The following is a 25356-nucleotide window of genomic DNA, read 5'->3' as shown; positions in this document are numbered from 1 at the left end:
CCGCCGCCGTCTTCACGACGGCGGCGGCACATTCGGTTGAAGCGGACGGAACTCAGGCCGGCACGCCGACCGTTTCCTTCAACACTTCCTCGAGGATCACGAGTGCCTCGTCGAACACGGCCTGCGGGATCGTCAGCGGGAACAGGAAGCGCACGACGTTCGAGTACACGCCGCACACGAGCAGCAGCAGCCCGCGCTCGAGCGCGCGCGCCTGCACGCGCTTCGTGAATTCCGCGTCCGGCTCGCCCGAACCCGGCTTCAGGAACTCGACCGCGATCATCGCGCCCGGGCCGCGCACGTCGGCGATCTGCGGCACGTCGGCCTGCAGCGAATTCAGCTTCGCCTTCAGCACGTCGCCGAGTTGCGTCGCGCGTTCGCACAGCTTCTCTTCGTCGATGATCTCGAGCACCGCGTGCGCCGATGCGACGGCCAGCGGGTTGCCCGCGTACGTGCCGCCGAGGCCGCCGGGCGCTGCCGCGTCCATCACGTCGGCACGACCGACGACGCCCGACAGCGGCATGCCGCCCGCGAGGCTCTTGGCCATCGTGATCAGGTCGGCCAGCACGTCGTAGTGCTGCATCGCGAACAGCTTGCCGGTACGCGCAAAGCCCGTCTGCACTTCGTCGGCGATCAGCAGGATGCCGTGCTCGTTACAGATCTTGCGCAGCGCGCGCACGAATTCGGCCGGCGCCGGGTTGAAGCCGCCTTCGCCCTGGACCGGTTCGAAGATGATCGCCGCGACGCGCTTCGGATCGATGTCGGCCTTGAACAGCATTTCGATGGCCTTGATCGAGTCGGCCGTCGTCACGCCGTGCAGCGCGTTCGGGTACGGGGCGTGGAACACGTCGCCCGGGAACGGGCCGAAGTTCAGCTTGTACGGGGCGACCTTGCCGGTCAGCGCCATGCCCATCATCGTGCGGCCGTGGAAGCCGCCCGAGAACGCGATGACGCCCGGACGGCCGGTGGCCGCGCGCGCGATCTTGATCGCGTTCTCGACGGCTTCCGCGCCGGTCGTGAAGAATGCCGTCTTCTTCGGGAAGTCGCCCGGCGCACGTTCGTTGATCTTTTCGGCCAGCTCGACGTACGACGCATACGGGACGATTTGGTAAGCCGTGTGCGTGAAGGCGTTCAGCTGATCCGCGATCGCCTTGACGATCTTCGGGTGGCGGTGGCCCGTGTTCAGCACCGCGATGCCGGCGGCGAAATCGATGAAGCGGCGGCCTTCGACATCCCACAGCTCCGCGTTCTCGGCGCGGGCGGCGTAGAAATCGCACATCACGCCGACGCCGCGCGGGGTGGCGGCGTTCTTGCGGGCCTGCAGGTCGGCATTCTTCACGGTCATCTCCTTGATGTTTTGTCCGGTGGGATAAAAATCGGCCGCGTTGGCAGCCCATGGAGGCGACTATAATCACATTTGGCTCTGGCAATCAGAGCCATTTCAATAAATATTCAGGAGCCAATCATGCGCGCAAGCGTGTTGTCGGACTGGCTGGCGCAGCGCCTCGTGCGCGGCGGCGAACAGCCGATCTACCGGCAGCTGCACCGCCTGCTGCAGCAGGCGATCCTGTCGCGCGAACTGCCGGCCGGCACGCGCGTGCCGTCGTCGCGGCTGCTCGCGGCCGAGCTCGGGATCGCCCGCAACACGGTCACGCAGGTTTACGAACAGCTTGCGCTCGAAGGTTACGTGAACTCGGCGACGGGGCGCGGCACGTTCGTCGCCGACAGCGCGCCGGACGAGATCGTCGGCGCACCGGCCGACGCCGGCGCCGGGCCGGCGGTGGTGCCTTCTTCCGCGCGGCGGCTTTCGTCTCGCGGCACGCGGCTCGTCGAGGGCGCGGGCGTGTCGAAGCGCCAGGGCGGCGCGTTCATGCCGGGCGTGCCCGATGTGTCGCGCTTTCCGGCGCGCGTGTGGACGCGGCTGCACAACAAGTACTGGCGGCGCCTGCGCCCGGACCTGCTGACCTACGCGCCGGGCGGCGGGCTCGCATTGCTGCGCGAGGCGCTGGCCGACTATCTGCGCACGTCGCGCTCGGTGCGCTGCACGCCCGAGCAGATCGTCATCACGACGGGGATCCACCAGTCGATCGACCTCGCGGTGCGGCTGCTGACCGATCCGGGCGACGCGATCTGGACCGAGGATCCGTGCTACTGGGGCGTGCGCAGCGTGCTGAACGTGTCGGGGCTGACCACGCGGCCGATTCCGGTCGACGACGAAGGGATCGCGCCGACGGCCGCCGATCTCGCCGAGCCGCCGAAGCTGATGCTCGTCACGCCGTCGCACCAGTATCCGCTCGGGATGGTGATGAGCCTCGCGCGGCGCCGGATGCTGCTCGAATACGCACGCCAGCACGGCTGCTGGATCATCGAGGACGACTACGACAGCGAATTCCGCTACGGCAGCCGGCCGCTCGCGTCGCTGCAGGGGCTCGATACGGCCGGGCAGGTGATCTACGTCGGCAGCTTCGGCAAGACGCTGTTCCCGGGGCTGCGGGTCGGCTATCTCGTCGCGCCGGAGCCGCTCGCGGAAAGCTTCGCGACCGCGAGCGCCGAGCTGTATCGCGAAGGCCAACTGCTGCAGCAGGCGGTTCTGGCCGAGTTCATCGCGGAAGGGCACTTCGTGTCGCATATCCGCAAGATGCGCACGCTGTACGGGCAGCGTCGCGAGGTGCTGCTCGATGCGGTCGCACGCCGCTACGGCGACACGCTGCAGGCACTCGGCAGCGACGCGGGGCTGCATCTCGTCACGCGGCTGCCGGACGGTGTCGACGATCGTGCGGTCGCGCAGGCCGCGCTCGAGCGCAACATCGTCGTGCGGCCGTTGTCCGGTTATTACGCGCAGCGCGAACGCGCGGCATCGGGCTTGCTGCTCGGTTATGCGTGCGTACCCGAGGACGAGATCGCGACGGCGTTCGCGACGCTGGCCGAGGCGATCGACGAGCGGGCGTTCGACCCGGTGGTCGCGGCGGTCTGAACGGAGCGGGACGGAGGCATGCGCGCGCTGCGGGGTGGGCGCGTCGGTCGTGGACCGGACGATCGCCTGCGCGGTGCTAGCCGATCGTTGGCGTGCGCTACAGCCGAATCAGCGCCGCGCCCGCCACCACCAGCACACACGCGGCGAGCCGCTGCGCGCCGGGCCGTTCGCGCATCACGAACCAGCCGATCGCGACCGCGAAGATCGAGCTCGTCTCGCGCAGCGCCGACACCGTCGCGACCGGCAGATGCCGGTACGCGAGGATCACGATCCCGTAGGCGGCAAGCGAGATCGTGCCGGCGATCGCGCCTTGCACGAGCGCGGTGCGCGACGCGAGCATCGCGCGCGGGCCGCCGCGCAACATGCAGACGAGCACGAGCTGCGGCACGCTCCACAGCAGGTACACCCACGCGATGTAGCCGAGCGCGCTGCCGGACACGCGCGAGCCGATCCCGTCGCAGATCGAATATGCGGCGATGAACACGCCCGTGAGCAGCGCGTACGGCACGCCTTCGCCGGAGAAGCGCAACCCGCGCCGCAGTGCGAGCGACATGATCCCGAACGACACGAGCGCGATGCCGGCGAAGCCGAACGGCGTCGGCCGCTCGTGCAGCAGCGCGAGCGCCAGCACCGATACGAGCAGCGGCGAGATCCCGCGCGCGATCGGATAGATCTGGCCGAATTCGCCGTTGCGGTACGCGCGTGCCAGCGTGAAGCAGTACGCGACCTCGAGCACCGCCGACGCCGCGACATATGGCCACGCAGCGGGCGCCGGCGCGGGCAGCAGCACCGCGCCCGCGATGCCGAACGCGAGATACGGCAGCGACATCGTGCCGAGCTGGACGAGCCGGTCTTCGCTGACGTGGAGGAAGGCATTCCAGATCGCGTGCAGCAACGCGGAGCACAGCACGAGGCCGATGAACAGGTGATCCATGACGAAGGGAGGGAGAGGGGAGCGGCAAGCGCCGTCAATTATGTGGGTATCCGGCGCGCGCGCGCGGAATTGTCGATAATGGAGCGTTGTTATTCACCGGATGCCGACGATGACCGAAGCCACCCTCACCCCGCCCGCCGTTCCGCGCCTCACGAGCCTGTCGCACGGGGGCGGCTGCGGCTGCAAGATCGCGCCGGGCGTGCTGTCCGAGCTGCTGAAGCGGGCGACGCCGCCCGCACTGTTCCCGGACCTGCTGGTCGGCACCGAGACCTCCGACGACGCGGCCGTCTATCGCCTGAACGACGAGCAGGCGATCGTCGCGACCACCGACTTCTTCATGCCGATCGTCGACGATCCGTTCGACTTCGGCCGCATCGCGGCAACGAATGCGCTGTCCGACGTTTACGCGATGGGCGGCAAGCCGATTCTCGCGCTCGCGCTGGTCGGGATGCCGATCAACGTGCTGCCGCACGAGACGATCGCGGCCGTGCTGCGCGGCGGCGAATCGGTGTGCGCGGATGCCGGCATTCCGGTCGCGGGCGGCCATTCGATCGATTCGGTCGAGCCGATCTACGGGCTCGCGGCGATCGGCGTCGTGCATCCGTCGCGCGTGAAGCGCAACGCGGCCGCGCGCGCGGGCGACGTGCTCGTGCTCGGCAAGCCGCTCGGCGTCGGCGTGCTGTCGGCCGCACTGAAGAAGAACCAGCTCGACGACGCGGGCTATGCGCAGATGGTTGCGACGACCACCAAGCTGAACCGGCCGGGCGCCGAACTCGCCGCGCTGCCGGGCGTGCATGCATTGACCGACGTCACGGGCTTCGGGCTGCTCGGCCACACGCTCGAACTGGCGCGCGGCGCGAATCTCACCGCGCGCGTGCATTACGCGTCGCTGCCGTGGCTGGCGGGCGTCGAGGCGTTCGTCGCCGACGGCGTGTTCACCGGCGCATCGGGCCGCAACTGGGCCGCGTATGGCGCCGACGTGCGGCTCGCCGACGGGCTGCCGCCGGTCGCGCAGGCGCTGCTGACCGATCCGCAGACATCCGGCGGCCTGCTGGTCGCATGCGCGCCGGACGCAGTCGACGACGTGCTCGCTTGCTTCCGCGCCGACGGTTTCGACCGTGCCGCCGTGATCGGCGAGATGGTGGACGGGCCCGCGCGGGTCGACGTCGCCTGACGCGGTTGCCCCGCTGCCGGCGACGGATATTTTTTCAGTCGCTAGAATCGATGCCTTCTTCTGAAGGCGTCGATGACCGATGAAGGATTTCCTGTTCGGGTTGATGATCGCGCTGTCGGTCGGGCCGGTTGCGCTGATGATCGCAAATTACGGGATGCGCGCCGGCACCGCGAGCGGCGTGCGCGCGGCGGTCGGCGTCGCGACGGCCGACGGCTGCTATGCGGTCGTCGCATTCACGATCGGCGCAATGCTCGCGAGCACGCTCGCGTCGCACCTGCCGCTGTTTCATCTCGTCGGCGCGCTCGTGCTGCTCGCGATGGGCGCACGGATGCTGTGGCAGGCGCTGCGGGATCGCCGCCGCACGCTCGACGGCACGGCGCCGCCGCCGGGCCGCTATCCGTTCGTGTCGATGTTCTTCGTCACGCTTGCGAACCCGCTGACGATCCTGCTGTTTTACGGTTATGCGACGGCCTCGGCCGGCACGCATCGGCACTGGCTCGCGGGCGCCGCGTGCGTGTTCGCCGGCAGTCTCGCCGGGCAGCTCGTGTTCGCGTTCGGCGGAAGCGCGATCGGTCGCGTCGTGAAATCGCCGGGGCTGCTCGCCGCGAGCCATGTGGTGGCGGCGCTCGTCGTGCTCGGCTACGGCGTGGCGGGATTGGCGAAGTTGTAGCAATTTGGCTCGCGGCACGGTTGCATCGATGCGAGCCGGCGTGTCGTTCAATTCGATAGCATTCCTGATGTTGATGGGCGCGGTGAATGCCGATTGCATCGCACCCGGATTCGAATGCTGGCGACATCGTCTCGCATTGCGCGAGCATCGCGCCTGCCCTGCGGTAGCGCCGGCGTTTCGTAGTCGGGTTCCGCACCGCGCACGCGCGTTCTATACTCCCTCGCGCAGTCTCCGACAGCCGTTCTCACCCAACATCACCGAAACAAGGAACGCCGATGCTGACTCGCTCCATCCTTTCCGCAGCTGCATTCTCGCTTGCCGCCTGTGCGACCGCGCCATCGATCGCGCAGGACAACCAGGGCAACAACGCGGGCAATACGGCATTCGCCGAGACCGGCGCACAGGGCCGCCCGGTCAAGGTCATGATCATCACGATGTTCGGGCCGGAGGGCCAGGCATGGCTCGACCGGCTCGGCCCGTGGCGCGACATCGCGGTGCCGGGCCTGTCGCCCGACTACCCGAACGTTCACTGCAACAAGCAGGACGTCTGCGTGGTGACGACCGGCATGGGCTATGCGAACGCATCCGCGACGATCATGGCACTCACGTTCTCGCAGCGCTTCGACCTGCGCCGCACGTACTTCCTGATCTCGGGCATCGCGGGCGTCGACCCCGCGCAAGGCACGGTCGGTTCGGCCGCATGGTCGAAGTACCTGGTCGACTTCAGCCTGCAGTGGGAGCTCGATGCGCGCGAGATTCCGGCCGGCTGGAACACCGGCTATCTCGGCATCAACACGAAGAGCCCGAACGACAAGCCGCCGCTCGACTACCGCACCGAAGTATTTCAGCTCAACCCGCAGCTCACGGACGCCGCCTATGCGTTGTCGCGCAACGTCGTGCTTGCCGACAGCGCGCAGGCGCAGGCCGCGCGCGCGAAGTTCACCTACGCGCCCGCGAACCGGCCGCCGACGGTGATCCAGTGCGACACGTCATCGGGCAACACGTGGTTCTCGGGCACGCTGATCGGCGAGCGCGCGCGTCAGTGGACGAAGATCCTGACCGACGGCAAGGGCACGTACTGCATGACCGCGCAGGAAGACAACGCGACGTATGAAGCGCTCAAGCGCGCGGCGAGCGTGAAGCGGGTCGACCTGTCGCGCGTCGCGGTGCTGCGCACGGGCTCCGATTTCGATCGGCCATATGCGGGACAGACGAGCGCCGACAACCTGCTGAACTACGCGGATCAGGGCGGCTTTGCCCCGGCGACGGAAAACCTCTATCGCGCCGGCAATCCGCTCGTTCAGGACATCGTCACTCACTGGGGCGAATGGCGCGACGGGGTGCCGCGCCGCTGACGGCCGACCGCTGTCGGCGACACGTCGACGCGAAGGTCAATGCGATTGCGGCGCGGAACGGAACGGCGTCCACACCGGCGTGGTGTCGTCCCAATGATCGAGCGGCGAAGGAAGTTGGTCGTTCATCACAGACTCCTGCAACTAACTGACTAATCGAGTGTTCGACGGCGGTATCGCGACGCCGCGCGGCGGATCATCCGCTGCGCGGCGTTGCTCGTTTACCGACGTTTATCGCGCGCCGCCCGCGAGCTGATTGCTTTCCGGCATCGAGCGATACGGGCCTTGCGCGAGTTCGAGCCCTTGCGGATACGAATTCGCCTTGCGCAGCCACGCGAGCGTGCCGTCGCGGCGTGCCTGCTCGACTTCGGCGCTGACTTCGGCGCGCGTGCGCGGGCCGTTGTTGTGCTGCGTGTACCACGACGTGTTGCCGTAGTCGCCGGCGTGCTCGGTGGTTGTATCGGCGAAGGCCGGTGCGGACACGGCGAGTGCGAGGGCAACGGCGGAGAGAAGATGGCGGCGGTTCATGACGTAACTCCTGTGTTGGTCGGAGTTGGCGCGTGAGCGCGCGCTCCGGTCCCGTCAAACGGGATGTTCGATGCGCAACGAGGTGCGCGACAGGGTTTACTCTAGGTATCTGTCCGGACGCGATAAATGCGGCAGACGCGAATTGATTTGTCGTGATCGAGGAACAATCGCGATCCGCAACGCCTTCAGGAGGATGTCGAAATCGTCCGCAGCCGCGCGGCGCGGGCTTCGCGCGGTGTGCCGACGCTCGCGCGACCACGTGCGCGGACGATTGCCGCGCGCGGCGCAAAGGTCTGATGCGGATTCGGAAAAGACGATGTGTGCGGCGACGAAGGTGGCACGAAGGTGACACCTAAGCGGCACGAAGGCGGGACGGCGCGCGGGCCGGACAGCCCGCGCACCGCGATTCAGACGATTACGCGACCCACTCGTTGATGACCGGCGTGTCGAGCGCCGGTGCGCGCTCGGCTTCCTCGAACGTGCGCTTGCTGCACGTCGCGTCGAGGCTGCCCTTGCCGCTCAGCAGCGGGCAGCGGTCGAACACCTCGGCGATCCAGTCGACGAATACGCGCACCTTCGGCGACAGGTGACGGCTGTGCGGATAGACGACCGAGATCGGCATCGGCAGCGGTTTCAGGCCGGGCAGCACTTCCTTGAGCCGGCCGTCGCGCAGGTGCGGCAGCACCATGAACAACGGCGGCTGGATCAGGCCGAAGCCTTCGAGCCCGCAGGTCACGTATGCGTCGGCGTCGTTGACCGACACGATCGCGTTCATCTTCACCTCGACTTCCTTGCCGTCCGTGAGGAAGGTCCAGTCGATCGTGCGGCCCGTGCGGCTCGAGAAGTAGTTGACGGCCTTGTGGTCGCTCAGGTCCTCGATCGTTTGCGGCTCGCCGTGCTTCTCGAGATACGCGGGCGACGCGACCGACACGCATTCGAACAGGCCGACGCGGCGCGCGACCAGCGACGAGTCCTGCAGCGCACCGACGCGGATCACGCAATCGACGCCTTCCTGCAGCAGGTCGACCGGCCGGTCGGACAGGCCGAGCTGCAGGTCGATGTCCGGATAGCGCGTGTGGAATTCGCACAGCGACGGGATCACGAGCAGCCGCCCGATCGACCCCGGCATGTCGATACGCAACTTTCCGTGCGGCTTCCGGTTGTTGTTCTGGAAGCTTGCTTCGGTTTCCTCGACATCGGCGAGGATCCGCACGCAGCGTTCGTAGTACGCGGCGCCGTCAGGCGTCAGCGACAGCCGGCGCGTGGTCCGGTGCATCAGGCGCACGCCGAGGAATGCTTCGAGATTCTGGATGATCGTCGTGACGGACGCCCGCGGCAGGCCGAGCGTTTCTGCTGCCTTGGTGAAGCTGCTTGTATCGACGACGCGAGTAAACACCTGCATGGCCTGAAGCCGGTCCATCACAACCTCCGCAATCTAATTTGCCGCCGGAACAACAAGGCTGCGCCACTTTGTAGGTGGCGCAGCCTGGGATTGTTCGGGGGCGTTGAATTGTGTTGCCGGATTATAGGCATTTATCCGGATGTCTGCCGGACCCAGAATTCGTTCCATCTCGAAATGGATGCTGCATCGTCATGGACGCTTCTGAATTCAGCAAATTCCTGAAAGCCGCATTGCCCGCCGAAGCCAGAGCCGGCGCGGCGCTGACGGTCGCGGAGGTGGAAATCCCCGGCTACGCGCAGGACATCGTGCTGCGCGTCTACCGACGCGCCGATAAAACCGGATTGCCGGTAGTGCTTTATTTCCACGGCGGCGGTTTCGTGCGCGGCTCGCTCGACGACGCCGACTTCGCCGCGCGCTTTTTAGCAGAACGCTTACCAGCTCTCGTAGTGTCGGTCGATTATTCGCTCGCGCCGGCCTTTCCTTTTCCGGCCGCGCCGGAGGATGCGTATCGCGCCGCCGTGTGGGCCGCGACGCGCGCCCGCGCGTTCGGCGGCAATCCGAAGAAGATCGGCGTCGCGGGGCACGACGCGGGCGGCCAGCTCGCGAACTGTCTCGCGTTCATCGCGCGCGATCGCGGCGAAGTGTCGATCGTCGCGCAGGCGCTGTTCGGGCCGATGCTCGATCCGAGCATGACGCGCATCGGCGACGCCGAACGCCTTTCGTCGGACATCACCGCGCGCGAATGCGCGGCCTGTTATCGCGCCTATCTGCCGCAAGCGGCGCAGCGCATGCATCCGTATGCGGCCCCGCTCGAATCGGTGCGCCTCGCGGGCCTGCCGCCCACGCTCGTCGTGACCGCGCAGAACGACGTGCTGCACGTCGAAGCGGAGAAATACGCGGGCTGCCTGATTTCGTCGGGCGTGCTCACGCAGGTGATCCGCTACCCGGACGTCACGCATGCGGCGCTCGCGACGCACGAAGCCGCGCTGGAGGAAGCCGTGCGCTTCTTCCAGTGCCGCTTCCAGGCGCGTCAGCCGAACCGTTCCGAATAACCAGACCAATCCACGCTTATTGGAGATCCACATGGCCATCCTACGCACCTCCCGTTCCCGAATCGCGACCGCGGCGATCGTGACGCTCGCCGTCGTCGGCCTCGGCACGTTCGGCGCGATGCGCGTGAGCGCGAACGCACCCGAGAAAGCGGCACCGCCGCTGCCGGAAGTCGATGTCGCGACCGTCGTGCCGCAGACCGTCACCGATTGGCAAAGCTATTCGGGCCGCCTCGAGGCGGTCGAGAAAGTCGACGTACGCCCGCAGGTGTCGGGCACGATCGTCGCGGTGAACTTCAAGGACGGCGCGCTCGTGAAGAAGGGCGACGTGCTGTTCGTGATCGACCCGCGCCCGTACCAGGCGGAAGTCGATCGCGCGGCCGCTCAGCTTGCCGCCGCGCAGGCGCGCAACGGCTATGCGCAAACCGACTGGCAGCGCGCACAGCGCCTGATCGGCGACAACGCGATCGCGAAGCGCGACTACGACGAGAAGCAGAACGCCGCGCGCGAGGCGAGCGCGAACCTGAAGGCCGCCGAAGCGGCGCTGGAAACGGCGCGCATCAACCTCGGTTACACGCGTATCACCGCACCCGTGTCGGGCCGCGTGTCGCGCGCGGAAATCACGCTCGGCAACGTCGTGTCGGCCGGTGCGTCGGCCGCGCCGCTGACGACGCTGGTGTCGGTGTCGCCGATCTACGCATCGTTCGATGCGGACGAGCAGACCTACCTGCAATACATCAACGGCGCGCGCAACGGCCGCAAGGTGCCGGTCGAGCTCGGCCTCGCGAACGAAACCGGCTATTCGCGCAGCGGCGAGATCGACTCGGTCGACAACCGGCTCGATACGTCGTCCGGCACGATCCGCGTGCGCGCGCGTTTCGACAATGCGGACGGCACGCTCGTCCCGGGCCTCTACGCACGCGTGAAGGTGGGCGGCAGCGCGCCGCACCAGGCACTGCTCGTCGACGACGCGGCGATCAACACCGACCAGGACAAGAAGTTCGTGTTCGTCGTCGACCAGCAGGGCCGCGTGTCGTATCGCGAAGTGCAGCAGGGCATGCAGCACGGCAACCGGCGCGTGATCGTGAGCGGCCTGTCCGCCGGCGATCGCGTGATCGTGAACGGCACGCAGCGCGTGCGGCCGGGCGAGCAGGTGAAGCCGCACATGGTCCCGATGACGGGCGGCGACGAGCCGTCCGCGCCGCTCGCGGACAGCGCGAAGCCGGCCGCACCGGCGAAGGCGGAATCGTAAGCGGCCCGCCGCTTCGTTTCCGCGTTCAACCAGACAGAGCCAGACATGAACATTTCCAAATTCTTTATCGACCGGCCGATCTTTGCAGGAGTCCTATCGGTGATCATCCTGCTCGGCGGGGTGATCGCGATGTTCCTGCTGCCGATCTCGGAGTATCCGGAAGTCGTGCCGCCTTCCGTGATCGTGAAGGCGCAGTACCCGGGCGCCAACCCGAAAGTGATCGCCGAGACGGTCGCATCGCCGCTCGAGGAGCAGATCAACGGCGTCGAGGACATGCTCTACATGCAGTCCCAGGCGAACAGCGACGGCAACATGACGATCACCGTCACGTTCAAGCTCGGCACCGATCCGGACAAGGCCACGCAGCTCGTGCAGAACCGCGTGAACCAGGCGCTGCCGCGCCTGCCGGAAGACGTGCAGCGGCTCGGCATCACCACGGTGAAGAGCTCGCCGACGCTGACGATGGTGGTCCACCTGATTTCGCCGGACAACCGCTACGACATGACCTACCTGCGCAACTACGCGCTGATCAACGTGAAGGATCGCCTGTCGCGGATCCAGGGCGTCGGCCAGGTGCAGTTGTGGGGTTCGGGCGACTACGCAATGCGCGTGTGGCTCGATCCGCAGAAGGTCGCGCAGCGCGGGCTGTCCGCCGAGGATGTCGTGCAGGCGATTCGCGAGCAGAACGTGCAGGTCGCGGCGGGCGTGATCGGCGCGTCGCCGTCGCTGCCGGGCACGCCGCTGCAGTTGTCGGTGAACGCGCGCGGCCGTCTGCAGACGGAAGACGAGTTCGGCGACATCGTCGTGAAGACGACGCCGGACGGCGGCGTCACGCACCTGCGCGACATCGCGCGCATCGAGCTCGATGCGTCCGAGTACGGGCTGCGCTCGCTGCTCGACAACAAGCCGGCTGTCGCGATGGCGATCAACCAGTCGCCGGGCGCGAACTCGCTGCAGATCTCCGACGAAGTGCGCAAGACGATGGCCGAGCTGAAGCAGGACATGCCGGCCGGCGTCGACTACAAGATCGTCTATGACCCGACGCAGTTCGTGCGCTCGTCGATCAAGGCCGTGGTGCACACGCTGCTCGAGGCGATCGCGCTGGTCGTGATCGTCGTGATCGTGTTCCTGCAGACCTGGCGCGCATCGCTGATTCCGCTGATCGCGGTGCCGGTGTCGATCATCGGCACGTTCTCGCTGCTGCTCGGCTTCGGGTATTCGATCAACGCGCTGTCGCTGTTCGGGATGGTGCTCGCAATCGGTATCGTGGTCGACGATGCGATCGTGGTCGTCGAGAACGTCGAGCGCAACATCGAAAGCGGGATGAACGCGCGGCAGGCGACCTACAAGGCGATGCAGGAAGTGAGCGGGCCGATCATCGCGATCGCGCTGACGCTCGTCGCCGTGTTCGTGCCGCTCGCGTTCATGTCGGGCCTCACCGGCCAGTTCTACAAGCAGTTCGCGATGACGATCGCGATCTCGACGGTGATCTCGGCGTTCAACTCGCTGACGCTGTCGCCGGCGCTGTCCGCGATTCTGCTGAAGGGCCATGGCGACAAGGAAGACTGGCTCACGCGTGTGATGAACCGCGTGCTCGGCGGCTTCTTCAGGCGCTTCAACAAGGTGTTCCATCGCGGCGCGGAAAACTACGGCCGCGGCGTGCGTGGCGTGCTGTCGCGCAAGACGCTGATGCTCGGCGTATATCTCGTGCTGGTGGGCGCGACCGTGCTCGTGTCGAAGATCGTGCCGGGCGGCTTCGTGCCCGCGCAGGACAAGGAATACCTGATCGCGTTCGCGCAACTGCCGAACGGCGCGTCGCTCGACCGCACCGAGAAGGTGATTCGCGACATGGGTTCGATCGCGCTGAAGCAGCCGGGCGTCGAGAGTGCGGTCGCGTTCCCGGGGCTGTCGGTGAACGGCTTTACCAACAGCTCGAGCGCGGGCATCGTGTTCGTCACGCTGAAGCCGTTCGCGGAACGGCATGGCAAGGCGCTGTCGGCCGGTGCGATCGCCGGTGCACTGAACCAGCAGTACGGTGCGATCAAGGATTCGTTCGTCGCGGTGTTCCCGCCGCCGCCGGTGCTCGGCCTCGGCACGCTCGGCGGGTTCAAGATGCAGATCGAGGATCGCGGCGCGGTCGGTTACGCGAAGCTGTCGGACGCGACCAACGACTTCATCAAGCGTGCGCAGCAGGCGCCGGAACTCGGCCCGTTGTTCACGAGCTACCAGATCAACGTGCCGCAGCTGAACGTCGATCTCGACCGCGTGAAGGCGAAGCAGCTCGGCGTGCCCGTGACCGACGTGTTCAACACGATGCAGGTGTATCTCGGCTCGCTGTACGTGAACGACTTCAACCGCTTCGGGCGCGTGTACCAGGTGCGCGTGCAGGCCGATGCGCCGTTCCGTCAGCGCGCGGACGACATCCTGCAGTTGAAGACGCGCAACGACCGGGGCGAGATGGTGCCGCTGTCGTCGCTCGTCACCGTGACGCCGACGTTCGGCCCCGAAATGGTCGTGCGCTACAACGGCTACACGGCGGCCGACATCAACGGCGGCCCGGCGCCGGGTTTCTCGTCGGGTCAGGCGCAGGCCGCCATCGAGCGCATCGCGCACGAGACGCTGCCGCGTGGCGTGCGGTTCGAATGGACCGACCTCACGTACCAGCAGATCCTCGCGGGCGACTCGGCGATGTGGGTGTTCCCGATCAGCGTGCTGCTCGTGTTCCTCGTGCTCGCCGCGCTGTATGAAAGCCTGACGCTGCCGCTCGCGGTGATCCTGATCGTGCCGATGAGCATTCTGTCGGCGCTGACGGGTGTGTGGCTCACGCAGGGCGACAACAACATCTTCACGCAGATCGGCCTGATGGTGCTGGTGGGGCTGTCGGCGAAGAACGCGATCCTGATCGTCGAATTCGCACGCGAACTGGAGCATGACGGCAGGACGCCGCTCGAGGCCGCGATCGAGGCGAGCCGGCTGCGGCTGCGCCCGATCCTGATGACGTCGATCGCGTTCATTATGGGCGTCGTGCCGCTCGTCATGTCGACGGGTGCCGGCTCCGAGATGCGACATGCGATGGGCGTCGCGGTGTTCTTCGGGATGCTCGGCGTGACGCTGTTCGGGCTGATGCTGACGCCGGTGTTCTACGTCGTGCTGCGCACGCTGGCGGGCGGCAAGATCCACGTCGCAGGCAAGGACTCGGCCGGTTATGGCGTATCTGCACCGGGCGTGCCGGCTTCGGATGCTTGAGGATAACAAGATGGACAACATGCACAACTCGAATGGCCTGATGCGTTTCGCGAAGGTGGCGGCCGGGAGCACCCTGCTCGCGACGCTGCTCGCCGCGTGCGCGGTCGGGCCCGACTACAAGCGCCCGGACGTGTCGACGCCCGCGGCGTTCAAGGAAGCGCCCACGCTCGCGCCCGGCGAACAGGCCGGCACATGGAAGACGGCCGAGCCGGCGGACGGCGAGCATCGCGGCGAATGGTGGAAGGTATTCGGCGATCCGGTGCTCGACTCGCTCGAGTCGCAGGCGCTCGCCGCGAACCAGAACCTGAAGGCCGCGGCGGCGCGCGTCGAGGAAGCACGTGCCGCAACGCGCACCGCGCGCTCGCAGTGGTTCCCGCAGATCGGCGCCGGGTTCGGGCCGACACGGGAAGGGCTGTCGTCGGCGTCGCAGTTCCAGCCGCAGGGCACCGGCCCGACGACCGCGACGCTGTGGCGCGCGCAGGGCACGGTGTCGTACGAGGCCGACCTGTTCGGCCGCGTGAGCCGCAACGTCGAGGCGTCGCGTGCCGACCAGGCGCAGAGCGAAGCGCTGTTCCGTTCGGTGCAGCTCGCGCTGCAGGCGGACGTCGCGCAGAACTACTTCGAACTGCGCCAGCTCGATTCGGACCAGGACCTGTATCGCCGCACCGTCGAGCTGCGCGAGGAAGCGCTGAAGCTCGTGCAGCGCCGCTTCAACGAAGGCGACATCAGCGAGCTCGACGTGTCGCGCGCGAAGAACGAGCTGGCGAGCGCGCAAGCCGACGCAGTCGGCGTCGCGCGCCGGCGCGCGGCGTCCGAGCATGCGCTCGCGATCCTGCTCGGCAAGGCGCCGGCGGATTTTGCGTTCAAGGAAACGCCGCTCGTGCCGGTCGCGGTGAAGGTGCCGCCGGGCCTGCCGTCGGCGCTGCTCGAACGCCGCCCGGACGTGTCGGCGGCCGAGCGCGCGATGGCCGCCGCGAATGCGCGGATCGGCCTCGCGAAGTCGGCGTATTTCCCGAAGCTCGATATCACGGGTTCGTTCGGCTATGAGGCGTCGACGCTCGGCAACCTGTTCTTGTGGTCGAGCCGCACGTTCCTGCTGGGGCCGTTCGCCGGCACCGCGCTGACGTTGCCGCTGTTCGACGGCGGCCGCCGCGCGGCCGGCGTGCAGCAGGCACGCGCGCAGTACGACGAGCAGGTCGCGAACTACCGGCAGCAGGTGCTCGTCGCGTTCCGTGAGGTCGAGGACAATCTCGCCGATCTGCGTTTGCTCGACGATCAGATTCGCGCGCAGGAGGCGGCCGTCAATGCGTCGCGTCGTGCGGCGAAGCTGTCGCGTACGCAGTATCAGGAAGGCGAGGTCGCTTATCTCGACGTGATCGACAGCGAGCGGTCGGTGCTGCAGTCGCAATTGCAGGCGAACCAGCTGACCGGTGCGCAGGCCGTGTCGACCGTCAACCTGATTCGCGCGCTGGGCGGCGGATGGGGCGCGGCGCCGGCGTCGGCTGCCGTCGGCGATGCGGGGACGGGCAAGCAGGACGTCGCCGTGCGTTAAGGCGTTGGTGACGCGTGGTGCTTCGCCATGCGTCACCGACACCGGAGTCTGGCTGAAGGTTTGAACGACCCGATCCGCGGCGACGCGGATCGGGTTTTTTCATGCGTGCGATTCGGGCTTCGGCTCCGGCTGCACATCCGTACGTTCGGCGATCTGATATCGCCGGACGCGCCGTTACGGGAGCGCGACACTTGCCGATTCGATCGAAGAAGCAGCCGCATTTCGATTGCAACTAACGGTCTAGCCTTCAAGCGACACACCGTCCGGTGCGGCGAATCATCGCCGCACCAGGCACGCTGACGTACACCGGTTGTTCGGCAGCGTATGCGAATTGCGTGATGCGGTGATGCGCGGTCGGGACCGATCGCGCTACTCGGCAACCGGCTGCGGGTGACGCGATGCATAGTAGCTTGCATCGCGTCCTGAGGAAGGGAAGAGGAAGCGGCGGGCGGCTTGCATGCCACCCGCGAACATTACGCGGTCACGAACTCGTGCACGTAACGATTGAACACCGCGGGGCTCGCCGCGTTCATCCCGTGCGATGCGCCTGCGACGGTCTGCCGGTGTGCGTCGCCGATCCACTGCGCGAGCGTTTCGACGTTGTTGCGGAACATTTTCGGGCTGCGCTGGCCGTCGATCAGCAGCGTGCGGCATGCGATATCCGACGCCGTTTGCTGCGAATACGCGGGCAGCGGATCCTGCAGTTGCTTCGGCAGCGTGCTCGCGTTGTCGATCGCCATCGTGCGAAAGCGCGAAGTGCTCTTCTTCCACGCGCCGGGCAGGCTGACCGAATCGACGAACATCTCGAGGCCGGCTTCCACTTCGCCTTGCCCGATCAGGGTCACGGCCTTCGTGCGCAACGCGATCGCGGCGGCCGGCAGCGCGGCTTCGCGCACGCCCGGCTGTTGCAGCGGGCCGCCCGGATCGGCAAGCGTCAGCGTGTCGACGAGGTGCGGATGCTGGCGGGCGACGTTGAACGCGACGCTGCCGCCACGCGAGTGGCCGACGAGATGCACGGGGCCGAGATCGAGCGCGTCGATGAATTCGGCGAGTTCGTCGACATGGTTCTGCCAGCTGAATTCGTCCTGGATGCCGGCTTCGACGGCCGGCCAGTAGTGGCTCAGGCTCGGTGCGATGCAGCGGTAGTGCGCCGACAGCGACGCGAGTTGCGGATCCCAGTAACGGTAGTCGCACAACGATCCGTGCACGAACACCATCGGCGCGCCGCTGCCCCGCTCGACGTACGGCAGGCTGATGCCCGACGACAGCGTCGCAAATTGCAGGTCGGGGTTCGCGAGCACCGACGGCTCGATTCGCATGTTCATGACTGAAAACTCAATGGGTGCGTCATCACGTCGCAACTATGCCTCACGGCAAGCTGCAAGGAAAACGCATAATTTTCATCGTCACGATCAATTTTATTGATGGTAATCCCGCCACACGCCCATGGGAGAGGAGGCGGGGGGCGGCGGACTTCGTGAAAAGTCCGTGGTGTTACGACATAAGGCGCCGATTTTCGGAAGAAAACGGTTGGCCGGCTGACCAACGGAATGCGCCGTGAAAGTATGACGTAAGGTTCGCCGAGCGCTTTATACGCGCTCGACAGTTCGGGTGAGCGTGATACGCAAGTGCGGCCCGTGCTGGAATGTGTTGACGTCGGGGGCTGAGGTTCCATAGCGAAGCCGACTCATCCGCGATGCATGTAATCTACCTTTTTGCAGCGTCTCACTTGCGCTGATCGGTGGCCTCCAATGCGAACTTGATCAGTTCCATGTCGGTCGCCGCGCCGAACTTGCGCATTACGCTGCGTTTTTGCGTGCTGACAGTTTGCTTGCTGCGCCTCAAGTGCCGCGCGATGTCGGCGACGGATTGTCCGGAGACGAGCAGCCGCAGCACCTCAGCCTCGCGCGGCGAAAGATCGTGCATCGGGCCCGGCGCGGCAAGTTGCGCGTTGGCGAGCAGGGCGCTGATGCTCGGCGACGTGTACTTGCCGCTTGCGTAGCTCGCATGAATCGCCGTGATGATGTGCCCGATCGGATCGGCCTTGCTCAGTACCGACGACACGCCTTGCGCGATCAGCGATCGGATCACCACGGGATTGGACATCATCGTGAACACGACCAGCCCGACGTCGGGGAAATGCCGCTGCAAGTAGCCGAACAGGGCGAGCCCGTCGCCGTACTCACCCGGCGGCATCGTATAGTCGGACAGCACGACGTCGCACGGTGCGCGCCTCAGCGTCGCGATCAATTCCGTCGAGTTCTGGCACACGCCGACGAGCCGAAACGTGTCGACGGTTTCGAGGATCTGTTGCAAACCGAACAGCACGGCGGGATGATCGTCGGCAATCACGACGCGTATGGCGAATTTCTTCATGGGATGGTTATCCGGTTGGCACTGGGCAAAGGGCGCTCCTCGAACCATGGCGATCGAACGACGAAGAAGTCGCTTCGCGTCCGGCCGGTTCGTCGCGTGGCAAACGGCGACGCGGGACCTTGTCGGCCGGCGCCGGGTCGTCACCGATGCGGGTGGCGAACGCGATCGATCGTTGCGAATTCGCTCGCCGTCCGACGAAGTAGCGCCCCGGGAAGGGCACTGGAAAGTCTAGTGAGATTGCGGAGGGGCCGGTATCGTATGTGCGATCGACGTGGGGGAAGATGGCGTCGTACACGTACGAAATTTCGATCGGACGATGGCTCGGCTGCTCAGGATGCCGTGGCGGAGCGCCTTTTCAAGGTGCCGCCCATGGCGATGCAAGCGCCGATTTTCACGAGCGCCTCGCGTACGGCCGCGAGGCGTGCGAACGGAATGTGTAGATTCTCGAGGGCATGCGATCACGCCACGCTCGGCCGACCAGAGACAATGTGTCCTCTGAATTTCCGACGGACAAGCAACGCCCGGCGACAGGCGCGGCGTGCGACCCCACGGGCGGGATTGCCGCGCCGTTACGAAACCGGATTCACTCCGTGCTGCCGGGGGAGGCAGGAATCAGTTTCGCGTCGATGGCGTAGCGGATCAATTCCACGTCGTTCGCGACGCCGAGCTTGCGCATCGCCGCCGCCTTCTGCGTGCTCACCGTTTGCTTGCTGCGGTTCAGACGCTTGCTGATTTCGGTCGTCGACAGGCCGGATGCGAACAGCCGGACCACTTCGTGTTCCCGCGGCGAGAGCGGTTGTCCGGCGCCAGACGAATCGATCTCCGTGTGCTTGACGATCGCTTCGATGATCGGCGATAAATACGCACCGCCGGCGTAACGTGCGTGAATCGCCGTGACGATATGGCCGGTCGCGTCGGATTTGCTCAGGATCGACGAAATGCCGATCGACATCAGCGAGCGGATCACGGCGGGGCTGCCCATTGCCGTCAATGCAATCAGGCCAATGTTCGGGTAATGCCGCTGCAGGTACTCGAAGAGCGCGAGGCCGTCGGCGTATTCGCCACCCGGCATCGCATAGTCGGAGACGATGATGTCGCAGGGCTGTCGCTCGAGTGTCTTGATGAGTTCCGTCGCGTTTCCGCATGTCGCGACGACCTTGACGGTGCCAATCGGTTCCAGTGTGTGGACGAGCCCACCCAGCACCGTCGGATGATCGTCCGCGATAATCACTCGTATCGAAAACTGGTTCATGTTGTTCGCGATTGCCGCCCCGGATAGTGTGTTCGCCCGCCAATCGACGATGCGGCGGTCGCGGTGCCGGCATCCCGAAGGGGGCGAAGTATGAATCATACCCGTCTTATTTCGCCGGCAGTGAGCCGCGCCCCGGCGAACGCGCGTCGTCGCTTGCGTGCCGGAGGCCGGCGTGCGTCGCGGTCGCGATACTGAAGCTCGATAACTGTTCCGAAACCCGCTTACGTCAAGGCCCACCATGCGTGTGACCCCGTCGCTCAACGAGCTCAGCCGCTTTCGCACCCATCAGCAGATCCTGTTGTTCTCGGGTGCCGGGGTACTGACGTTCTTCATCCTGCTCACGTTCGGGCTGAGTCTGACCGGGGCCTTGCGTAGCTACATCGGTGACGAGCGGCAGACGTTCAGTCGGGACCAGGCGCTGGTGCTGGACAGGGTCTACGTCAGCGCGGTCCGCGTGCGGCTCGCCGCCGTGCAGGGCGAAACCGGCTGGGAAGCTTCGGGCCTCGCCGATCCCGAGGTGCGGCGGCGGTTCGACGCACATGGCGGTCAGATGATCTTTCCGTCCGCGGAGGATGTGAACCTGCCTTTGTTGCTCCGTTTGCCGGGCGTTCCGGGGAGTCCGGACGACCAGATGCGGCGCATTCTGATGTACGCGAAAGGCCCTGCCGGCTTTTCCCGGCACCAGATGAAATCGCAGAGCGAAGCGCAATATATGTCGTGGCAGGCGAAGGGGTACGTGGTCTTCCCCTCGATGTCAGTAGTCGGCCTCAGCCCGCTGCCTGATTTGTCTGATCCGCGCGTGGCTGGCGCCATTGCCGATCGGGCGCGCCTGGCCCGCTATTACCTGGCCGGTCTCGACACTGTCGACCAGTGGGCCGTCCCGCGGGAAGGCGCGCGCGAGCTCCATTGGTTGTCACCGGAGCCGGATCCGGTGACCGGGCAGACGTACTACCGCGTCGCCGCCGGGATGTTCGAGGGCAGCCGGCTCTTCGGTGTCGTCGTCGGGCAGTACATGCCGGAAAGGCTGATCGAGTCGATCGTTCCGGGTTCGTTTGCCGGTACGTACATGATCGTCGATGCGCGCGGCGTGCCCGTGGTGAGCACGTCGGCCCCTCCGCTCGGCAACGCGGCAATCCGGCAGGTGCTTGCGGAACAGAGCGCGAACGCGTCGTCGCAGTTGACCGAGCGCTACGCGGATGGCGCGATGACGATTTCCATGCCGCTCGCCCGATCGGGATGGTCGCTCGTCTACGTATTGCCCCGGAACGTCATCGTGAAGACCGTGGCGCGGCGCATCGCCGGCACCGCGAGCGCCACCGCGCTCGCGCTCGTGCTGTTATGGACGTTCGTGATCCTCTTCAATCGCAAGGTCGTCGCGCCGCTGTTCGAACGTTCGGAGCGCGTGTTCGACAGCGAACATCTGAGCCGCACGCTGATCGAGACGGCACCGGTCGGGCTCGCCCTGGTCAACGTGAGCGACAACACCGTGCTGCTCGAAAGCGCGCATATGCTGGCGCTGGAGGCTCGTGTCGGCGCGCGCGACGGCACGCTCATCGGCGACGTGCTGAAGCGCCATGCGCCGGCGACATTCCTCAAGCAGCGCGGCAGCCGCGCGGCGACGGCCGACCTCCAGCTGAGCCTGCCCGGCGACGACGGCGGGATGATCGATCTCGCGGCCAAGCTGACGCCGGCGCACTATCAGGGGCGGCCGGTGGTGGTCGCGGCATTTTCCGACGTGACGGCCGAGCGTCGGCTGGCTCGCCAGTTGACCGCGGCCAAGCACGCGGCCGATAGCGCGAACGCGGCCAAGACGGCCTTTCTCGCCGCGATGAGCCACGAAATCCGCACGCCGCTCAATGCGATTCTCGGTCACCTCGAATTGCTGGAGCGGCTGCCGCAAGCCGCGCCCGTGGCGGGGCGCGTGCGCACGGTCGCGTCGTCGTCGCGCGCGTTGCTGGACGTTCTCAACGACATCCTCGATTTCTCGAAGGTCGAGGCGGGCGAGATGAGCTTCGAATCGATCAGGTTCGACCTGGCACGGCTGATCTCGGATGCGGTCGCGATGCTCATGCCGCTCGCGCAACGCAAAGGGATCGCGCTCAACTGGTCGATCGATTCCGCGCTGCCGAGACACTATGTCGGTGACCCGGGGCGCATCCGGCAGATCGTCGTCAACCTGGTGGGAAACGCGATCAAGTTCACCGATGACGGCCATGTATCGATCGACGTGCGGGCCGGCGGGGGCGGCCTTCCTGCGTCGCCGATCGTCATCGCTGTGACCGACACGGGAATCGGCATTGCCGCCGATCGTCAGGTACACATCTTCGACGCGTTCGATCAGGCTGACGTGTCGATCACGCGACGCTTCGGCGGTACCGGGCTGGGCCTTGCGCTGTGCAAGCGCATCGCCGAATCGATGGGCGGCGCGATCGCGGTGGACAGCGAGGTCGGACGGGGCAGCACCTTCACCGTGACGCTGCCGATATCACCCGACGACCATATGGCAGTCGACGTGGAAACGGACGGCGGCACTCCGGAGGCGGACACCGACATGCGCGGCATCCACGTGCTCGTGGCCGAGGACCACGAGGTCAATCGCGAACTCATCCGCGACCAGCTCGACGCGCTCGGCTACACGTGCGACATCGTCGAGAACGGGCTCGTCGCGCTGCGCTATTTCAATGAGCGGCATTACGATCTGGTGCTGACGGATCTGGCGATGCCGACGATGGACGGCTACACGCTCGCGACATGCCTGCGCAACCAGGGCGCTCGCACGCCGATCATCGCGATTACCGCTGACGTCACGGCGGCCAATACGCGGCGTGCGCAGGAAGCGGGGATTTCGGGCGTGCTGCTCAAGCCGATGTCGCTTGCGTCGATCGATGCGGTCGCGCGCAAGCACTTGAAGCTCGCCACGGATCCGCATGCCGCCGCGGCGATCGTCGCAGCGGCCGAACGGTCGATCGTGTTGTCGCCGGCGCTCGTGGCCGCGCTCGATCAGCGCACGGACGAGTCGCTGTCGGCCATCGACGAGGCGATGGCCCATGGCGACTGGGAAACCTTGGGCTCGCGCGTTCATTCGATCAAGGGTGCATTTGCGATGATTCACGAGCAGGCGGTGGTCGATGCCTGTGTGCGGCTGGAGGACGCGATTCGCCACGCGCCGGACGTCGACGGCGGAGAGGCGTCCGATGCGCTGGCCAGGATGCGCTCCTGCGTGACATCTGCGCTCGAGCGGATCGCGACGGAGCTGGAATCGCGTCATGCTGGTGCGAACGATTGAGCCGTCACTGGCACGGTCGTGTTGTTGAGCGGGGTGCGATCGAGATCGAAGCGCTTCTGCATTTCGAGCCATGCGGCACCGATGATCCATCGTCGCATTTCACGCCGCTTCGTATGTTTCAGAACGCCCGCATGACCTTCCATGAGATGTGATGTCGACTTTGGATCTCCAACGATCTGCGGAACACGTTCTCTTTTCGTACGAGTACGAGCCGCCAAGGCCGGGAATTCGCCCCGAGTACGATTGTTTCAATTTGCTTGCTTAGCGACAATTCCATCAGCCATTCCCGATGCGGAAATTCAATGCCCCATCGGTTGGTGTCAGAGCTGATCTAGAGATGTAAATCTGACGTCGTCAGGTTATGCACAGCTCGCCGAGACCCGCACGTGTCATTGGGGCGCATCGATGATCAGATGGGTGCCCTGGGCGCACGTTCTCGTGCGTTGCAGCCCGAGTTTCATATTTCAAGCGGTTCGATGCAGGGCGCTCAAAAGTGGCGACAAGCTGATTCACCGAATGGCACCCGACGCAGCACCTGGCGTCGATCGAGGGTAGCCTATTGAGGCCCGCTCGTATCCAGGCACGCGTTGTTCGATGTCATATCGTTCCATGTGTGAATGTGGGGGGCTTTCGGCGAGTGCCGGATCATACTATTCCGGATGGAGGTTTAACGAGAATATATAGGATAACGACTTTTCGTACCAATCTGATGGTGTTGGGAGCATCGGATGAAGATAATGAAAAGACCTTTTCGATGAAGGGTAGGAAAAGGGTTCGCGTGTAGTGCGATGCCTTTTCATTTAAAGCAAGGGCGCGTATATATTCGTCGTCCTGATTAATATGGGAAATATGATGAAAGCAAAAATGATTCTCGCTGGCGCTGCGATGGCTGCATTCTCTTCCGTCGCGATGGCGGATACCGTTGATGGCGTGATCAACTTCCAGGGCTCGATCGTGAACGATACTTGCAAGGTGAGCTCGGTCACGGGCGACGCGGGGGCGATCAACGTGAACATGGGCACGATCGCGACCGATGACGTCGGCACTGTGGCAGCACCGAAGTTCATGGCGAGCGGATCGGGTACGGCCAACTTCAACATCGCCTGTAAGACCGGCGCGAAGGTCAGCATGAAGTTCGCGGGTCAGCCTTCGGAATTGAGCGCAGACAACAAATCGATTCGCGTGAACAACGGCACGACCGCCTCGGGGTACGCGCAGAACGTCGGCATCGCCGTGTATGAAGGCACCGGCGCGGGCGCAAATGCATTCGACCTGAGCAACGGCGATCTGCTGGCGCAGACGGAGCTGACGCAAGCCGGTGCAATCAACGTGCGCTTTGCCGCCGCTTATGTGGCACAGGATCCGTCGAAGGTCACGGCCGGTATCGCGAACGCGAGCCTGCCGTTCACGCTGAGCTACGAGTAAGTTCCCTTCAGGCGGCTTTGAGTCGCCTTCAACGTGCAGCAGGGGCGCTCGTCCCTGCTGCACTTCTGCAGGTCTCCTCGCTATGAAAACTCGATACTTCGCCGCCGGAGTGGCGCTCGCGTGCGCGTTGATTACGCCCGCGACACATGCTGCGATTTCATTGGCCGCCACACGCGTCATCTTCGACGGCAAGAACAAGGAAGCGTCTGTCGTCGTCAACAATGACGGCGCGGAAGCGTTGATCCAGTCCTGGCTCGATCCGCTCGACGACGCCAGCAGCCAGGCGTTGCCGTTCGCGGTAACGCCGCCGCTTGTCAAGGTGCCTGCGAATCGGCAGCAACTGCTTCGCGTGCTGTACGAGGGCGTCGGCTTGCCCGCGGATCGAGAATCCGCATTCTGGCTGAATGTGCAGGAAATCCCGCAGGCTTCCGCCGGTGACAACGTTCTTCAGCTCGCGGTTCGTCAGCGGATCAAGGTCTTTTTTCGGCCGACGGGGCTGAAGGGCGATCCGCAACAGGCGCCCGGGCATCTGCAGTGGCGCCTCGATCGCGAATCAGGCAAGGCAGTTCTCCATGTGAAGAATGCCGGTCTGTATCACGTCACGGTCGTCGATGCGAAGTGGCACACGGGCAGCACGGATGCGTCCGTCATCGACGCCAAGATGGTCGCGCCCGGTGCGTCGGCGAGCATGCCGGTCAAGTTGCCAGCAAACGAAGCCGCACCTGAACTTCGTTACGAGATCGTCAACGATTTCGGCGGACGGGAATCTTATCGCGTAACGTTGCCTGCCGGTCAGTCCGCAGCACCGGTTTCCGTCACGCACTGAGCGCGGCCGCGCGGGTGACGCCGGCCGGTTTCATTTTTCGTTCGACCAAAGTCATTTCGTA

General features: G+C 65.7%; 19 protein-coding genes. 11 read left to right on the top strand and 8 right to left on the bottom strand.

What is annotated here, in order from left to right; genetic code table 11:
- Positions 1 to 52 precede the first annotated feature (52 nt).
- Positions 53 to 1342, bottom strand: a complete 1290-nt coding sequence (locus tag WS51_RS09720; RefSeq protein WP_059449016.1) for a 4-aminobutyrate--2-oxoglutarate transaminase — start codon at positions 1340 to 1342, stop codon at positions 53 to 55.
- A gap of 120 nt (positions 1343 to 1462) precedes the next feature.
- Here WS51_RS09720 and pdxR point away from each other — a divergent pair, with 120 nt between their 5' ends.
- Complete coding sequence (pdxR, locus tag WS51_RS09715; protein ID WP_069229017.1) at positions 1463 to 2971, top strand: MocR-like pyridoxine biosynthesis transcription factor PdxR; 1509 nt, start codon at positions 1463 to 1465, stop codon at positions 2969 to 2971.
- Positions 2972 to 3068: 97 nt separating this feature from the next.
- Here the strand turns inward: pdxR and WS51_RS09710 are convergent, their stop codons facing one another.
- Positions 3069 to 3905, bottom strand: a complete 837-nt coding sequence (locus WS51_RS09710; protein WP_059868739.1) for a DMT family transporter — start codon at positions 3903 to 3905, stop codon at positions 3069 to 3071.
- 109 nt (positions 3906 to 4014) lie between these two features.
- On the opposite strand from WS51_RS09710, the gene selD reads away from it, so the two are divergent.
- From selD to WS51_RS09695, 3 genes are all read left to right on the top strand, one after another.
- The gene (selD, locus tag WS51_RS09705) at positions 4015 to 5079 is read left to right on the top strand and encodes a selenide, water dikinase SelD (RefSeq protein WP_063552689.1); all 1065 of its coding nucleotides are present in this window, start codon (positions 4015 to 4017) and stop codon (positions 5077 to 5079) included.
- A gap of 79 nt (positions 5080 to 5158) precedes the next feature.
- The gene (locus WS51_RS09700) at positions 5159 to 5749 is read left to right on the top strand and encodes a LysE family translocator (protein WP_059501595.1); all 591 of its coding nucleotides are present in this window, start codon (positions 5159 to 5161) and stop codon (positions 5747 to 5749) included.
- Positions 5750 to 6024: 275 nt separating this feature from the next.
- On the top strand, positions 6025 to 7104 hold the full coding sequence (locus tag WS51_RS09695; RefSeq protein WP_059501597.1) for a purine-nucleoside phosphorylase: 1080 nt from the start codon (positions 6025 to 6027) through the stop codon (positions 7102 to 7104).
- Positions 7105 to 7332: 228 nt separating this feature from the next.
- On the opposite strand, the gene WS51_RS09690 is transcribed toward WS51_RS09695, so the two are convergent.
- Positions 7333 to 7629, bottom strand: coding sequence for a DUF4148 domain-containing protein (locus tag WS51_RS09690; RefSeq protein ID WP_059449022.1), 297 nt, complete (start codon positions 7627 to 7629; stop codon positions 7333 to 7335).
- A gap of 415 nt (positions 7630 to 8044) precedes the next feature.
- Entirely contained in the window at positions 8045 to 9049 is a 1005-nt protein-coding gene (gene ceoR / locus WS51_RS09685) for a putative multidrug efflux transcriptional regulator CeoR (RefSeq protein ID WP_059449023.1), read from the bottom strand.
- 173 nt (positions 9050 to 9222) lie between these two features.
- On the opposite strand from ceoR, the gene WS51_RS09680 reads away from it, so the two are divergent.
- Genes WS51_RS09680 through opcM form a run of 4 tightly spaced genes read left to right on the top strand, consistent with a single transcriptional unit; the run spans position 9223 to position 16130 of the window.
- The gene (locus WS51_RS09680) at positions 9223 to 10083 is read left to right on the top strand and encodes an alpha/beta hydrolase (protein WP_059449024.1); all 861 of its coding nucleotides are present in this window, start codon (positions 9223 to 9225) and stop codon (positions 10081 to 10083) included.
- A 31-nt stretch (positions 10084 to 10114) separates the two neighbouring features.
- A complete protein-coding gene (gene ceoA, locus WS51_RS09675) occupies positions 10115 to 11332 on the top strand; it encodes a multidrug efflux RND transporter periplasmic adaptor subunit CeoA (RefSeq protein ID WP_059449025.1) in 1218 nt (405 codons plus the stop codon).
- A gap of 45 nt (positions 11333 to 11377) precedes the next feature.
- Positions 11378 to 14578: a multidrug efflux RND transporter permease subunit CeoB gene (ceoB, locus tag WS51_RS09670; RefSeq protein WP_059449026.1), complete on the top strand. Its 3201-nt coding sequence runs from the start codon at positions 11378 to 11380 to the stop codon at positions 14576 to 14578.
- 10 nt (positions 14579 to 14588) lie between these two features.
- Positions 14589 to 16130 (top strand): multidrug efflux transporter outer membrane subunit OpcM, encoded by a 1542-nt coding sequence (gene opcM / locus WS51_RS09665; protein ID WP_069229016.1) that lies wholly within the window; start codon positions 14589 to 14591, stop codon positions 16128 to 16130.
- A 473-nt stretch (positions 16131 to 16603) separates the two neighbouring features.
- On the opposite strand, the gene WS51_RS09660 is transcribed toward opcM, so the two are convergent.
- The 3 genes from WS51_RS09660 to WS51_RS09650 all read right to left on the bottom strand — a co-directional run bounded on the left by WS51_RS09660 (position 16604) and on the right by WS51_RS09650 (position 19758).
- Complete coding sequence (locus WS51_RS09660) at positions 16604 to 17455, bottom strand: alpha/beta fold hydrolase (protein ID WP_059772846.1); 852 nt, start codon at positions 17453 to 17455, stop codon at positions 16604 to 16606.
- Positions 17456 to 17855: 400 nt separating this feature from the next.
- Positions 17856 to 18650 (bottom strand): response regulator, encoded by a 795-nt coding sequence (locus WS51_RS09655; protein ID WP_236872350.1) that lies wholly within the window; start codon positions 18648 to 18650, stop codon positions 17856 to 17858.
- Positions 18651 to 19089: 439 nt separating this feature from the next.
- On the bottom strand, positions 19090 to 19758 hold the full coding sequence (locus WS51_RS09650; protein WP_060107527.1) for a response regulator: 669 nt from the start codon (positions 19756 to 19758) through the stop codon (positions 19090 to 19092).
- A 238-nt stretch (positions 19759 to 19996) separates the two neighbouring features.
- On the opposite strand from WS51_RS09650, the gene WS51_RS09645 reads away from it, so the two are divergent.
- Positions 19997 to 23044: an ATP-binding protein gene (locus WS51_RS09645; RefSeq protein ID WP_081333539.1), complete on the top strand. Its 3048-nt coding sequence runs from the start codon at positions 19997 to 19999 to the stop codon at positions 23042 to 23044.
- On the opposite strand, the gene WS51_RS32045 is transcribed toward WS51_RS09645, so the two are convergent.
- Positions 23023 to 23187, bottom strand: coding sequence for a hypothetical protein (locus WS51_RS32045; protein ID WP_155773578.1), 165 nt, complete (start codon positions 23185 to 23187; stop codon positions 23023 to 23025). The genes WS51_RS09645 and WS51_RS32045 overlap by 22 nt on opposite strands.
- Before the next feature lie 742 nt (positions 23188 to 23929).
- Between WS51_RS32045 and WS51_RS09640 the strand changes: the two genes are divergently transcribed.
- The gene (locus WS51_RS09640) at positions 23930 to 24469 is read left to right on the top strand and encodes a fimbrial protein (RefSeq protein WP_230941353.1); all 540 of its coding nucleotides are present in this window, start codon (positions 23930 to 23932) and stop codon (positions 24467 to 24469) included.
- Positions 24470 to 24551: 82 nt separating this feature from the next.
- Positions 24552 to 25295 (top strand): fimbrial biogenesis chaperone, encoded by a 744-nt coding sequence (locus WS51_RS09635; protein WP_069229015.1) that lies wholly within the window; start codon positions 24552 to 24554, stop codon positions 25293 to 25295.
- Positions 25296 to 25356: the final 61 nt, after the last annotated feature.

Origin of the sequence: Burkholderia territorii, from assembly GCF_001718335.1 — a bacterium.
Taxonomy (GTDB): Bacteria; Pseudomonadota; Gammaproteobacteria; order Burkholderiales; family Burkholderiaceae; genus Burkholderia; species Burkholderia territorii.
Note: the sequence above shows the minus strand (reverse complement) of the source record. Positions and strands in the feature narration are given on the sequence as shown.